At 68.1% G+C, this 14,189-nt stretch carries 11 protein-coding genes; 1 reads left to right on the top strand and 10 read right to left on the bottom strand.

What is annotated here, in order from left to right; translation table 11 throughout:
• Positions 1 to 219: 219 nt before the first annotated feature.
• Positions 220 to 1,257 (bottom strand): GNAT family N-acetyltransferase, encoded by a 1,038-nt coding sequence (locus ACWF4Z_RS31155; RefSeq protein WP_452246744.1) that lies wholly within the window; start codon positions 1,255 to 1,257, stop codon positions 220 to 222.
• Positions 1,258 to 1,291: 34 nt separating this feature from the next.
• Here ACWF4Z_RS31155 and ACWF4Z_RS31160 point away from each other — a divergent pair, with 34 nt between their 5' ends.
• Positions 1,292 to 1,864, top strand: a complete 573-nt coding sequence (locus ACWF4Z_RS31160) for a hypothetical protein (RefSeq protein WP_452246745.1) — start codon at positions 1,292 to 1,294, stop codon at positions 1,862 to 1,864.
• Positions 1,865 to 1,871: 7 nt separating this feature from the next.
• Here ACWF4Z_RS31160 and ACWF4Z_RS31165 read toward each other — a convergent pair whose 3' ends face one another.
• The 9 genes from ACWF4Z_RS31165 to ACWF4Z_RS31205 form a co-directional block, all read right to left on the bottom strand.
• Positions 1,872 to 3,326 carry an MDR family MFS transporter gene (locus ACWF4Z_RS31165; protein ID WP_452246746.1) on the bottom strand — a complete coding sequence of 485 codons (1,455 nt, stop codon included), beginning with the start codon at positions 3,324 to 3,326 and terminating at the stop codon, positions 1,872 to 1,874.
• Between the two features lie 64 nt (positions 3,327 to 3,390).
• The gene (locus ACWF4Z_RS31170) at positions 3,391 to 4,002 is read right to left on the bottom strand and encodes a TetR/AcrR family transcriptional regulator (RefSeq protein ID WP_452246747.1); all 612 of its coding nucleotides are present in this window, start codon (positions 4,000 to 4,002) and stop codon (positions 3,391 to 3,393) included.
• On the bottom strand, positions 3,995 to 5,584 hold the full coding sequence (locus ACWF4Z_RS31175; protein ID WP_452246748.1) for an AMP-binding protein: 1,590 nt from the start codon (positions 5,582 to 5,584) through the stop codon (positions 3,995 to 3,997). The genes ACWF4Z_RS31170 and ACWF4Z_RS31175 overlap by 8 nt, the downstream gene beginning before the upstream one ends.
• 47 nt (positions 5,585 to 5,631) lie before the next feature.
• A complete protein-coding gene (locus tag ACWF4Z_RS31180; RefSeq protein WP_452246749.1) occupies positions 5,632 to 6,789 on the bottom strand; it encodes an acyl-CoA dehydrogenase family protein in 1,158 nt (385 codons plus the stop codon).
• Positions 6,786 to 8,768, bottom strand: a complete 1,983-nt coding sequence (locus ACWF4Z_RS31185; protein ID WP_452246750.1) for an ATP-binding protein — start codon at positions 8,766 to 8,768, stop codon at positions 6,786 to 6,788. Before ACWF4Z_RS31185 ends, ACWF4Z_RS31180 begins: the two co-directional genes overlap by 4 nt.
• 5 nt (positions 8,769 to 8,773) lie before the next feature.
• The gene (locus tag ACWF4Z_RS31190) at positions 8,774 to 10,309 is read right to left on the bottom strand and encodes an acyl-CoA carboxylase subunit beta (RefSeq protein WP_452246822.1); all 1,536 of its coding nucleotides are present in this window, start codon (positions 10,307 to 10,309) and stop codon (positions 8,774 to 8,776) included.
• 62 nt (positions 10,310 to 10,371) lie between these two features.
• The gene (locus ACWF4Z_RS31195) at positions 10,372 to 11,505 is read right to left on the bottom strand and encodes an acyl-CoA dehydrogenase family protein (RefSeq protein WP_452246751.1); all 1,134 of its coding nucleotides are present in this window, start codon (positions 11,503 to 11,505) and stop codon (positions 10,372 to 10,374) included.
• Complete coding sequence (locus tag ACWF4Z_RS31200) at positions 11,502 to 13,214, bottom strand: acyclic terpene utilization AtuA family protein (protein WP_452246752.1); 1,713 nt, start codon at positions 13,212 to 13,214, stop codon at positions 11,502 to 11,504. The genes ACWF4Z_RS31195 and ACWF4Z_RS31200 overlap by 4 nt, the downstream gene beginning before the upstream one ends.
• Positions 13,211 to 13,999, bottom strand: a complete 789-nt coding sequence (locus ACWF4Z_RS31205; RefSeq protein ID WP_452246753.1) for a TIGR03084 family metal-binding protein — start codon at positions 13,997 to 13,999, stop codon at positions 13,211 to 13,213. The genes ACWF4Z_RS31200 and ACWF4Z_RS31205 overlap by 4 nt, the downstream gene beginning before the upstream one ends.
• Between the last annotated feature and the right edge of the window lie 190 nt (positions 14,000 to 14,189).

Here is a 14,189-nt window from a genome sequence, read left to right on the forward strand (position 1 = left end):
TGGGTGGTCACACAGCGGAGTCTTTCCCGTGTAAGCGCCCGCTGTGGTCCCCCACCCGACACCCCGAGCCCGTGCCCGTGCCCGTGACCATCTCATGGGATAACCCACGGGCTTGCTCGTTCTCCCCCGAAATCCCCGGGGGAGAAGGGCCTATCTCATGGGATATCCCATGAGTTGGGGCTTGCTGGTGGGGAGGGGGTTCAGGGCCGGGCTGGACCGCTAGATGTCCGGTTTGGGTCCGGTGTCCTGGTCCGGCTCGATCGCGTAGACGGCGAAGGGGGCGTCGGGGTGGAGGGCGTCTGAGCCCTCGCGGTAGGCCTCGGTGGTGATTTCGCCGGTATAGGTCATGCCGATGCGTTCCATCACCGCCCGGGACGCGGTGTTGTGCCGTTCGGTGAAGGCGATGACCGCTTGGGCTCCCAGCGTCTCGAAGGCGAACTCCAGACCGGCCCGGCCGAGTTCGCTCGCCAGACCGCGACCACGTGCGGACTCGGCAAACGCCCATCCGAGCTCCAGCCGATCCGCGGCCCACGCGGGGCCGACCAGCGCGGCGATCGCCGCCGTGACCGGGTAGTCAGCCGACAACCGCGACAATCCGCCGCGGCCGGCCAGTGCGTCATCGGTCCGCTCGTACGCCATCCACTTCCCGACGGACTCCCGCTCCCAGCCCGCCTGGAACTCGACGGCCCGCCGCGCGGCCTCGTCGACGGACCAGGAACCGGCGTACCAATAGGCGACCAACGGGTCCGAGTACAGCCGGACCAGGTCCGCCACATGTCCGGTCAGGACCCCGTTCGGTCCGGTGATCGGCTCGAGCCGCAGGCGCGGGGTGAACCTGGTCCCGACCACATGCGCCACCAGATCGCGCAACCGACGATCGCCGTCGGTCCGGTTGACCATCAGCAGCTCGAGGTCATCCGGCCCGGCCCACGCCGACGCGTCGTGCTTGCCGATCTCCAACAGCGGACGGCTGAGGTCCCCGTCGACGGTGATCAGGTAGTCGAGCTCCCGCCGTACGCGTCCCTCGTACTCCCACTCCCAGTCGGCGACGGTCCACACGATGTCGCGGACCTTCCACCCGGTCTCTTCCTCGACCTCCCGGACCAACGCCTGCTCCGGCGTCTCGCCCGGCTCCAGGTGGCCCCCCACGATGTCCCAGATCCCGGGGAGCAACCGTCGTTCCGGCGTACGACGTTGCAGATAGACGCGATGCTGTTCGTCCCGGATCAAGGCACCCACACAGTCGACCGCTCGCATGACGTCAACCTAAGCCGTGGCAGAGTGCAACCTCGTGTCGAGCACTCAACCAGACGACGCAGCGAAGCGGTCAGGCAATCGCATCACCCTGCTGTTCTTCGTGGCAGCGGTCAGCTTCGCTGTTACCGGCGCTGTTGCCGGCGAGCGCCTCGCTGGCTTGCTCGGCGCGGCGGTGGGCCACAGCGAGTTGGCGCTTCGAGCGATCGGCTGGTGTTGGGGCGGTCTGCCGTGGGTGGTGCTCTCGACGGCGATCGTTCTCCACCACCGCGCGCTCCTCACCAGCGGTGTGCGGACGGGACTCAAGTACGTACTCCCGATCTGGGTCGGCAGTGCGGCGTTTCTGCTGCCCGGCCGAACCAGCAGTCTGGAACGCCGCTTCGGCAGCGCGTGGCCGGACGCCAGGCCACTGGGGTTCGGCTGGGGCTGCGGCGCCGCCACGGTCGCGGCGATGCTATTGGTCGTGATCATTACCGGGGTGATCCTGAAGAAACTCCCCGGACAACGAACGAAGCGCGGCCTCGGCGCTCTGGGTGTCGGCGCAGCAGTCGTCTGGGCGGCACTGACCGCGGCCGGCCTGATCGCGGCCTTGGCGGCACCACTCCCCTAGGTGTTCGTCAGCGGGTGCCGAGTGGTTGTTCTTCGATTCTGTTCGGCATGAAGAGGACGGCGGCGACGAGGAGTACGGCGGCGATCGCGGCACCGTAGTAGACATCGTGGATCGCAGGGGCCAGGACCTCGCCCGGGAGCTTCTCGAGGTCCGCGTGGTTGTCGCCGAGGCGCGCCGCGACCACGCCGTTCGCCACCGCGCCGAAGACGGCGACGCCGACCGCGCTACCGACCGACCGGGCGAACATGTTGGCGCCCGTCACGACCCCACGAGTCGTCCAGTCCACCGACGACTGCGCGGCCACGACCGACGGTGACGCCGAGAAACCGAGCCCGATGCCGATCACGAAGCACGCCGCCGCAAGCCGCAGTACGCTGCTGCCGGCGTCGACCGTGAGCAGCAGAGCGGCTCCGAGTACGACGATGATCGCGCCCATCAACATCGTCGTACGGAATCCGACCCGCAGGTAGATCCGGCCCGCCACCGACGCCGCGATCGGCCACCCCAGCGTCATCGCGGCCAACGCGAACCCGGCGACGAGCGCCGACGTGTGCAGCACCCCTTGAGCGAACAGCGGCACGTACGTCGACAGCCCGATCATCAACAACCCGATCAGCAGCGCGGCCGAGTTGGCGGAGTTGAGGACCCGATGGCCGAGCACCCACAACGGCAGGATCGGCTCGGGCGCGCGACGTTCGACGATCACGAACGCCGTCAGCAGGACCGCGGCCCCGGCCAGGATCGCGATGCTCAGCACCGAGTCCCAGTCCCACATCACGCCGCCCTCGAGCAGGCCGAGCAACAGCAGCGAACCGCCGACCGCGAGCAGAATCGCGCCCGCGTAGTCGATCTGATGGCTGGTCTTCTGCGTGACGTTCTCCTGGAACCGGCGGACCAGCACCCAGGCAGCGGCGAGGCCGAGCGGGACGTTCACGAAGAAGATCCAGCGCCAGGAGATGTAGTCCGAGAACACGCCGCCCAGCGTCGGGCCGACGAACGACGCGATCCCCCACACGCTGGCGATGTAGCCCTGGACCTTGGCCCGTTCCGCGACCGTGTAGATGTCGCCGACGATCGTCATGCCCATCGGCTGGACCGCGCCCGCGCCGAGCCCCTGGATCAGCCGGAACACGATCAGCGCCGGCATGCTCCAGGCGAACCCGCACAGGATCGAGCCACCTACGAACAGCCCGACCCCGAGCAGCATGATCGGCTTGCGCCCGCGCAGGTCGGCGAGCTTGCCGTAGATCGGTACCGAGACCGCCTGCGCCAGCAGATAGATCGAGAACAGCCACGGGAACTGCGTGAACCCGCCGAGATCGTCGACGATCGACGGTACGGCGGTGGCCAGGATCGTGGCGTCGATCGCGACCAGCCCGATGCTCAACATCACCGCGAGCAGGATCGGTCCCCGCTCCGACCGCAGCCCCACACTCGCCCGGTCGATCCGCTCAGTAGTCATATCGCTGATCAATGTATGTGATCAGACAACAATTCCCGTATCCACCAACCGACAGATGGGACGGTCACACCGCGGGATCCCCTAGTGCCTGATCCAGGATGCGGCTCCATTGCCGGACGATGCCTTGCCGCCGGGCGCTGTCGTCGGTCAGTAGGTCGGCGAGGCCGAGGCCGCGGGCCATGTCGAGGACGCCCTGCACGGTCTCCCGTACGCCGGGGGTTCGTTCGCTCACGTCTAGGACCTCCAGCAGGGCGCGGTGTGCCTGCCGTCCGACATGGGCTTCTAATCGGACGATCTGGGTTCTCAGCGCTTCCTCGGTTGAGGCGGCGACCCAGAGGTGGAGGGCGGCTCGGAAGAGGGGGCCGGTGTAGACGCCGGCCAGCATGCCGACGATGGCCTCGGTCCGGCCTGGGCCGCTTGGAAGGGCAGCGGCCTGGGCGCGGATCTCAGCCAGTCGCACTTCGGTCATGTACTCGACGGCGGCCGCAAAAAGATCCGCCCGGGTGGGGAAGTGGTGCTGAGCGGCTCCCCGTGACACCCCGGCTCGGGTCGCGACCACGCTGACCGTGGTCGCGGCGTACCCGACTTCGGCCAGCGACTCCAGAGCGGCCTCGAGCAAGCGCTGCCGGGTGGCCCGGCTGCGTTCCTGCTGGGGTTCCTTGAGGGTCTCAGTCACCGGCCGCCTCGCGGGCCCGGAGTTGTCGCCGCAGGATCTTCCCCGACGCCGCCTTCGGCACCGCGTCGATGAACTCCACCTGACGGACCTTCTTGTACGGCGCCACCCGCGCCGCGACGTACTCCATCACGTCGTCGGCACTCAGCGACACCCCAGGCATCGGCACCACGAACGCCTTCGGAATCTCGTTGCCATCGGCCTCGACCCCGATCACCGCCGCGTCCGCGATCCGGTCGTCGGTGAGCAGCACGGCCTCCAGCTCGGCCGGCGGCACCTGGTAGCCGTGGTACTTGATCAGCTCCTTGACCCGGTCGACGACGAACAGGTAACCGGCCTCGTCGACCCGCCCGAGATCGCCCGTGTGCAGCCAACCGTCGGCGTCCACGGTCGCGTCGGTCTCGGCCGGACGGCCCAGATACCCCTTCATCACCTGCGGCCCACGGATCCAGATCTCGCCGGTCTCGCCCGTACCAACATCGTTGCCGTCGGCACCGACCAGGCGCATCTCGGTGTTCGGGAAAAGCTTGCCCACGGCACCGGGTGACGGATCCGGATCATCCTGCGGTACGGCGTGCGTCCCCGGCGACAACTCGGTCATCCCGTACGCCTGCAGCACCGCGTGCAACCCGAGCCGCTTCGCGCACGCCTCGGCCAGGTCGGCGTCCAAGGGAGCTGCCGCCGACGTCACGTAGCGCAGAGCCGACAGGTCCACGCCGTCCACGGCCGGGTGCTTCGCCAGCGCCAGTACGACGGGCGGTGCGACGAACGCCCGCGTGATCCGCTGCTCGTCGAGCGTGGTCAAGAACTGCTGCAGCTCGAACTTCGGCAGCACCACCACCGTCGCCCCGAGCCGGAACGGCAGATTCATCAACACCGACAGCCCGTAGATGTGGAAGAACGGCAGGATCGCGATGATCCGCTCGTCATCGCCGACCGTGATCATCACCTCGGCCTGCGCCATGTTGGACGCGATGTTCCGGTGCGTCAGCATCACGCCCTTGGCCGCGCCGGTGGTCCCGCTCGAGTACGGCAGTACGGCGATGTCCTCGCCTGGATCGATCTCCACCTCGGGCTCGGGAGCCGTCGACGCGACCAGCTCCAGCACCGACCGGTATCCCTCGGCGCTGTCGCACACGAAGATCTCACCGACGTCCGTGTCCTCGACGGCTGCCGTCGCGACCGGCAGGAACAGCGAAATCGTCACCAGCAACTTCGCCTTCGAGTCGATCAGCTGCTTGTGCAGCTCGTCCGCGGTATAGAGCGCGTTGACCGTGGTCACGGTCGCGCCGGCGCGGGTGGCGCCGTAGAACACGACCGGCCAGAGGATCGTGTTGGGGCTGTAGAGCGCGATGACGTCGCCCTTGCGGATGCCGAGCTCGGCCAGCCCGGCCGCGACCCGGCGGGTCATCGCGTCCAGTTGCGCGTAGCTGATCTCGCGTCCGCTCACCCCGTCCACGAGCGCCGGGTGATCGCCGTACTCCTGGGCCTTTCCGAGCACCGCGTCATGGATCGGAACGTCGAGGAGGTCGACGGGCGGGAACTGGCTCGTGATGATCGTCTTGCCCCTTTCAACGCTGCCCACTGCCTGGTGGAGGAACTCTGACCTACTCCGCAGTAATACGGAAGATGTCAGTACGACTTCGGCAGTCCCAGGCTGTGCTGCGCAACGAAGTTGAGGATCATCTCGCGGCTCACCGGCGCGATCCGGGTCGCCCGCGCGGCCGCGACCAGCGAGGCCACGCCGTACTCGACCGTCATGCCGTTGCCGCCGAGCGACTGCACCGCCTGATCGGTGGCGCGCACCGCTACCTCGCCGGCCGCGTACTTGGCCATGTTCGCGGCCTCACCCGCGGCCAGGTCGTCGCCCGCGTCGTACAGGGCGGCCGCCTTCTGCATCATCAGGCGAGCCAGCTCGAGCTCGATCTTGATCTGCGCGAGCGGGTGCGAGATGCCCTGGTGCGCGCCGATCGGGCTCTTCCAGACCTGGCGGTCCTTGACGTAGGCGGTCGCCTTGCCGAGCGCGTGCCGTGCGATCCCCAGTGCGAACGCCGACGCCATGATCCGCTCCGGATTGAGCCCGGCGAACAGCTGCATCAGCGCCGCATCCTCGGCGCCGACCAGCGCTTCTCGCGGCAGCTGGACGTCGTCGAGGAACAACGCGAACTGCTTGTCCGGGCTGATCAGATCCATCTCGATCTGCTGGAACTCCACCCCGGGCGCATCGACCGGGACGATGAACAGGGCGGGCTTGAGCTTCCCCGTCCGCGCGTCCTCGGTCCGGCCGACGACCAGGACAGCCTGGGCGACGTCGAGTCCGGAGATGAAGACCTTCCGCCCGGTCAGCGACCAGCCGTCGTCCGTACGGCGTGCCGTCGTCGTGATCTGGTGCGAGTTGGAGCCGGCATCGGGCTCGGTGATCGCGAACGCCATGATCGTCGTACCGTCGGCCAGACCGGGCAGCCAGCGGTGCTTCTGGTCCTCGGTACCGAAGCGCGTGATCACCGTGCCGCAGATCGACGGCGAGACCACCATCATCAGCAACGGGCAGCCGGCCGCGCCGAGCTCCTCCAGCACGATCGACAGGTCGGCGAGTCCGCCGCCTCCGCCGCCGTACTCCTCGGGCAGGTTCACGCCGAGGTAGCCGAGTTTGCCGGCCTCGAGCCACAGCTCGGTCGTGTGCCCGCCGCTGCGCGCCTGCTGGGTGAACCACCCGTAGCCGTACTTCTTCCCCAGCTCACCAACCGCCTGACGCAGGGCCTGGCGTTCCTCGGATTCGATGAAACTCATGCCTGCTCTCCAACCACGGCCAGTACGGCGCCGACCTCGACCTGTTGACCTGCTGCGACCTTCAACTCGGTGAGCACCCCGTCGGCCGGGGCGGCGATCGTGTGTTCCATCTTCATCGCCTCCAGCCACAGCAACGGCTGCCCTTGCTCGACCTCTTCACCCACCTGCACGCCGACCCGGATCACGGTCCCCGGCATCGGCGCGAGCAACGACCCCGCCGACACCTGCAGGGCCGGGTCCGCGAACCGCCCGACCGGAATCAGGCTCACGCTGCCCAAGGACGAGTCCACACACGTGATCCCGTCGTACGCCGCGACCTCGAACGTTCGTCGTACGCCGTCAACCGCCAGCACCACGCGATCCGGCGCGCTCTCGACGAGCTGAATGTTGCCCTCAGCAACAAGACCGTCCCGGGTCAGCCGATACTCCACCTCGTACGTCGACTCACCCACCCGGAAGCTCTTCCGTTGCGCCTGCGACGGCAGGTTCCGCCAGCCGCTGGGCACCCGCACCGGCCCAACCCGGCCGGCCGCATCAGCCAGCGCCGCCGCCAACGCCGACACGCGCGTCACGGCGGGATTCGGCGGCACTCCGATCCCGTGCTTGTCGAAGAACGCAGTATCGGTGTCCCCAGCCAAAAACGCCGGATGCCGCAGAATCCACACCAGCAAATCCCGGTTGGTCCCCACCCCGTGAATCACCGCCCGCTGCAGTTCGCCGGCCAACCGCCGAGCCACCACAGTCCGATCCGCCCCGAACCCAATCACCTTCGCCAGCATCGAGTCGTAGTACGGCGAAACCTCCGACCCATCCTCCACCCCAGAATCCACCCGGAGCCCGCTTTGCGGAACTTTCTGGTCGCTATACGCAGATTTACTTCCGGAAAGACTTCGTGATCCCACGGCGAAGGCGTACACGCTGCCCGTCTGGGGTTGCCAGTCGTTCAACGGGTCCTCGGCGTACAACCGCACCTCGATCGCATGCCCGACCGTCGGCGGCGGATCCGCTGCCAACCGACCCCCGGCGGCGACGTCGAACTGCAGCTCCACGAGATCCAGTCCGGTGGTTTCCTCGGTGACCGGGTGTTCGACCTGGAGGCGGGTGTTCATCTCGAGGAAGTAGAACGCACCCTCCTCGTCCGCGAGGAACTCGACCGTCCCAGCCCCGACGTACCCGATCGCCGCAGCAGCTTTCCGCGCCGCATCGAAGAGCGACGCACGCATCGACGGGATGCGCTCCACGAGCGGCGACGGCGCCTCCTCGACGACCTTCTGGTGGCGACGTTGGATCGAGCACTCGCGCTCGCCCACCGCCCAGATCGTCCCGTGCTGATCAGCCATGATCTGCACCTCGATGTGACACCCGGACGACAGGTAGCGCTCGCAGAAAACCGTCCCATCACCGAACGCCGACAGTGCCTCGGCCGACGCCGCCTCGATCTCGCCCGCGAGGTCCTCGAGGCGCGTGACGACCCGCATCCCGCGACCACCACCGCCGGCCGACGCCTTCACCAGCACGGGCAGGTCGGCGACCGAGACCTCAGCAGGCGTGAGCTCGGCGAGCACCGGAACCCCGGCGGCCGCCATCAGCTTCTTCGACTCGATCTTCGAGCCCATCGACGAGATCGCATCCGCCGGCGGCCCGATCCAGGTCAGCCCGGCGTCGATCACTTGCTGGGCGAACGCGGCGTTCTCCGACAGGAATCCGTAGCCCGGGTGGATGGCATCGGCGCCCGCGCGTAAAGCCGCCTCGATGATCAGGTGGCCGCGGAGATAGGTCTCGCTTGGTGCGTTGCCGGGGAGGTGTACGGCCGCATCGGCCTCAGCCACGTGGGGCGAGCTCGCGTCGGCGGAAGAGTAGACGGCAACCGTGGACAGGCCGAGCGACCGGGCGGTCCGGAAGATCCGCCGGGCGATCTCAGCCCGGTTCGCGACAAGGACCGAGGAGATCACGCCGGGCGTGTCGGCTGGTGAAGGCATCGCGATCACATCCTGAAGACGCCGAAGGACGAAGTGCCTTCGACTGGGGCCGAGTGGATCGCGGACAGGCAGATGCCGAGGACGGTTCGGGTGTCTCGGGGATCGATCACGCCGTCGTCGTACAGGCGACCGGACAGGAACATCGGCAACGACTCCGCCTCGATCTGGCCCTCGACGTACGCGCGCATCTTCGCGTCGCCCTCCTCGTCGTACGGCTGACCCTTCGCCTCCGACGCCGCCCGCGCCACGATCGACAGCACCCCGGCGAGCTGCTGCGGTCCCATCACCGCAGACTTGGCCGACGGCCACGCGAACAGGAACCGTGGATCGAACGCCCGTCCACACATCCCGTAGTGCCCGGCGCCGTACGACGCTCCCATCAGAATCGAGATGTGTGGGACGGCCGAGTTCGAGACGGCGTTGATCATCTGCGCGCCGTGCTTGATGATGCCGCCCTGTTCGTACTCCTGCCCGACCATGTAGCCGGTCGTGTTGTGCAGAAAGATCAGTGGGGTGTTCGCGCGGTTCGCGAGCTGGATGAACTGCGCCGCCTTCTGCGACTCCTCGCTGAACAGGACCCCGCGTGCATTGGCGAGAATCCCGACCGGATACCCGTGCACCGACGCCCATCCGGTCGCCAACGACGACCCGTACAACGGCTTGAACTCGTCGAAGACCGACCCGTCCACCACTCGGGCAATGACGTCCCGCGGATCGAACGGGATCTTCAGATCCCCGGGCACGATGTCAAGCAGCTCGTCCTCGTCGTACCGGGGCTCGTCGTACGACGGCTTCGGCGCCGGGCCCTGCTTCCGCCAGTTCAACCGCGACACGATCTGCCGGCCGAGCCGGATCGCGTCCTGCTCGTCGACCGCGAAGTAGTCCGCGAGCCCCGACCTGCGCGCGTGCATCGACGCGCCACCCAGCGACTCGTCGTCGGCATCCTCGCCGGTCGCCATCTTCACCAACGGCGGACCGGCCAAGAACACCTTCGCCCCGCCGTCGACCATCACCACGTAGTCGCTCATCCCCGGGATGTACGCGCCACCCGCGGTCGAGTTGCCGAACACCAGCGCGATCGTCGGAATCCCCTCGGCCGACAGGCGGGTCAGATTCCGGAACATCGCGCCGCCGGGTATGAAGATCTCCTTCTGCGTGGGCAGATCCGCGCCACCGGACTCGACCAGGCTGATCACCGGCAGCCGGTTCGCCCGCGCGATCTCGTCCGATCTCAAGGCTTTGCGAAGTGTCCACGGGTTGCTCGCGCCACCCTTGACGGTCGGGTCGTTCGCCGTGATCAGGCATTCGACGCCCTCGACGACCCCGATCCCGGTCACCAGACTCGCGCCGACCGTGAAGTCCGAGCCCCATCCGGCCAGCGGCGACAACTCGAGGAACGGCGAGTCCGGGTCGAGCAGTAGCTCGATCCGCTCCCGCGCCAGCAACTTCCCACGCTTGTGGTGGCGTTCGACGTACTTCTCCCCGCCACCTGCCAATGCCTTCGCATGCTCGACGTCGAGCGCGGCCAGCTTCTCGAGCATCGCGTCTCGGTTGCTCGCGGCCGCTCCGCTTCGCTCCGCGACCGCGGGGGTGATGTGTGTGGTCATGCGGTGAACCCCAGTCGTTTCGCGGCCAGGCCGGTCAGGATCTCGGTGGTGCCGCCGCCGATGCCGAGGATTCGTTGGTCGCGGTACTGGCGTTCCACCTCGGCCTCTCGCATATAGCCGAGGCCGCCGTGCAGCTGCAGTGCCTGGTCGCACACCCACTGCCCGGCCTCGACGGCGGTGTTCTTCGCGAAACAGGTCTCGGCGAAGACGTCCTCGCCTCGGTCGGACCGCTCGGCGACCGAGTGCACGTAGACCCGGGCGACGTCGATCCGGCGGGCCATCTCGGCGAGCGTGTGCTGCACGGTCTGCCGCGAGATCAGCGGCCGGCCGAACGATTCCCGCGCCCGGCACCACTCGACCGTGAGATCGAGCGCCCGCTGGGCTCCGGCGTACGCCTGCGCCGCCAGGATCAGCCGTTCGGCGACGAAGTTGATCGCGAGCTGGACAAATCCCGTCCCGGCCTCGCCGACGAGGTTGGCAACAGGCACGCGTACGTCGGTGAACGACAGCTCGGCGGTGTCCGAACAGAGCCAGCCCATCTTCTTCAGCTTGCGAGAAACCGTGAAGCCCGGCGTGCCCTTCTCGATCACCAGCAGACTGACTCCGTGCGAACCCGGCCCGTCGGTGCGGACCGCAGTGGTGACGAAATCCGCGCGGCACCCCGAGGTGATGTAGGTCTTGGCGCCGTTCACGACGAACACATCGCCGTCGCGGCGGGCCGTCGTACGCAAGGAGGCGACGTCCGAACCGCCGTCGGGTTCGGTGATCGCGAGCGAGCCGATCAATTCGCCGTCGAGGGTCGGTCGCGCCCAGCGGTCGATCTGGCCCTGGTTGCCAGCGGCAACAATGTGGGGAACGGCGATTCCGCACGTCAGCAGGGATGCGACGAGTCCGCCCGATCCGCCAGCGTAGTGCATCTCCTCGACCACGGCGAGCGAGTCGAGCAGCGAGCCACCACCGCCACCGGCCGATTCCGGGAAGGCGACGCCGAGCAGTCCGAGCTGACCCGCCTTCTTGTGCAACTCTCGCGGCAGCTCACCGTCCCGTTCCCAGTCGTCGAGGAACGGCAGCACTTCGGCGGCCATGAACCGGCGGACGGTCTCGCGGAGGGCGTCGCGTTCGGTGCTCACAGCAACTTCTCCGGGACGTCGACGTACCGGGATCGGAGCCACTCGCCGACGGCCTTGGCCTGTGGATCGAAGCGTGCCTGCGAGGCGACGCCTTCGCCGAGCAGACCCTCGACGACGAAGTTGACCGCCCAGAGCTTCGGGAAGATGTAGCGCGTCACGGTCAGCTCCCTGGTCTCCGGCAGCAGCTCCTGGAAGAGCTCGACCGTCAGGGTGTGCGCGAGCCATCGCCACGCCTTCTCCTGCCGCACCCACACGCCGACGTTGGCGTCGCCGCCCTTGTCGCCGGACCGCGCGCCGGCGATCCGGCCGAGCGGAACCTCCCGGGTGCGCGGTCCTCCGCTGGTCGCGAGCTGTGGCAACGGCACTGGTAGGTCGATGTCCTCAACCGGAGTCAATGGCTGTGTCTCCGCGGCCGGCTCAATCACACGCCGAGTCCCATCCGGCAGGACGACCACGTGCTCGACTTCGTGGATGTCGACGTACCCGGCCTTGAAGACGCCGTACGGCGACCCCTCGCCCGGCGGCGCAGTCACATGGAAGCCCGGGTAGCTCGCGAGCGCCAGCTCGACTGCGGCGCTGGAGAATCCGCGGCCGACCAGCTTCGGGTCCGCGTCCTTCACCTCGCAGCGGAAGAACACGCTCGCCTCCCGCTCGGTCTCGGCGTTCGGCGTTTCGGTCCAGGCGACGCTCCACTTCAGCTCGGCCGGCCGCTTGGGGAGCGCCTGCTCGAGCTGCTGCTTGACCAGGTCCGCCTTCTCCTCCAGCTGCAGACCGGTCAGGACGAAGTCGACCTCGTTGCGGAACCCGCCGACGCTGTTCAGCGAGACCTTGTACGTCGGGGGCGGCGGCTCACCGCGGACACCGGAGATGCGGACGCGATCCGGTCCGGCGTCAGCGAGCTCGACCGTGTCGAGGCGCGTGGTGACATCGGGACCGGCGTACCGGGCACCGGTGATCTCGTAGAGCAGCTGGGCCTTGACCGTGTCGATGGTGACCGCGCCGCCGGTGTTGTCGTGCTTGGTGATCACGCTGCTGCCGTCGGCGTGGATCTCCGCGATCGGGAATCCGGGACGGCCGAAGTCGTGCAGTTCGGTGAAGAACGCGTAGTTGCCGCCGGTCGCCTGGCAGCCGCACTCGATCACGTGACCGGCTGCGACGGCTCCGGCGAGTTCGTCGTACTGGGTCCGCTTCCAGCCGTGGTGTGCGGCGGCGGGGCCGACGATCATCGAGGCGTCGGTGACGCGGCCGGTGACGACCACATCGGCGCCCTCCTGGATCGCCTCGGCGATACCCCAGGCACCTAGGTAGGCGTTGGCCGTCAACGGGTCTCCGAGATTGAGCTCCTGGCTTCGCGGGAGGAGATCGTCGCCGGTGACGTAGGCGATCTTCGGCTGCAGGCCGAGTCGCTCGGCGAGTGTTGTGATCGCGTCCGCGAGTCCTGCGGGGTTGAGCCCACCAGCGTTACTGACGATCGTCACGCCGCGATCTAGCGCCTCGCCGAGTCCGGACTCGAGCTGCTTGAGGAACGTCCGCGCGTACCCGAGCTTCGGGTCTTTCAGGCGGTCACGGCCGAGGATGAGCATGGTCAGCTCGGCGAGGTAGTCCCCGGTGAGCACGTCGAGCGGCCCGCCGGTCAGCATCTCGTGAACGGCGCTGAACCGGTCGCCGTAGAAGCCGGACGCGTTGCCGATGCGGATGGGCTCAGTCATTGGAACTGTCCCGGACGTCGGCCCTTCCCGGGCAATCCGGCGAAGGCCTGGATGATCCCCAGCCACTCATCGGCCTGCGCTCCCTCGACCACCACCGCGAGGTCGTCGCGGTGCCGCCGCTGGGTCGCGAGCAGGCAGAAGTCCACGGCTGGCGCGCTCACCCGCTGAGCCGCGTCCTCCGGTCCCCATGACCACGGGTCACCGTCCGGCCCGGTCAGCTCGACGCGGAACTCCTCCGCGGGTGGGGTGCGATCGTTCAGCAGGTACGCGAAGTCGCGGGTGCGGACCGCGAGGTGTGCGACATGCCGCAGCCGGTTGCTCGGCGTACGACGAACGCCCAGCGCGTCGGCCACGTCCTGCCCGTGCGCCCAGGTCTCCATCAACCGGGCCGTCGCCATCGAGGTCGGACTCATCGGAGGCCCGTACCAGGCGACCTTCGCACCCGCGGGCACCTTCTTCAGCGCGTCGGTGACGTCGGCCCGGGTCTCGCGCCAGTACGTCAGAAGCTGGTCGGGCGGTAGCGAGGCCGTCTCCGCCGCACCCTGGTCCACATAGCCGGTCGGGTTCGCGGCAGCCGTCTGCAACGAAACCTTGAACCCGTCGGGATCGGTAGCAGCCAGGTGAGTCGCCTCGTCCGTCCAGGCGAGATGCGCAATCTGATGCGCGATCGTCCACCCCTCAGCCGGCGTAGGCGTCGCCCACTCACCAGCCGCCAGACCACCCACCAGCCGGTCCAACTCAGCACTCTCGGCCCACAGATCAGCCAGCACTTCATCCAGTCGCACGCCGCACTCCCTACGCCGGGACCCGTGCCCCCGACCCTGACACCAATCCCCAAAAGAATCAAGCGTGCTTGTTTTTCCCGCAAGCCCAAAGGACACCGCTTCGCGGCGGCAGTTCTGTTGGCCGCCTCCGGCGGCGCGGGGATCCTGGTCCCGCCCGCATGTACTCGGCGGAAGCTCCTGTAGACAGCGC

The organism is Kribbella sp. NPDC055071, assembly GCF_053608045.1.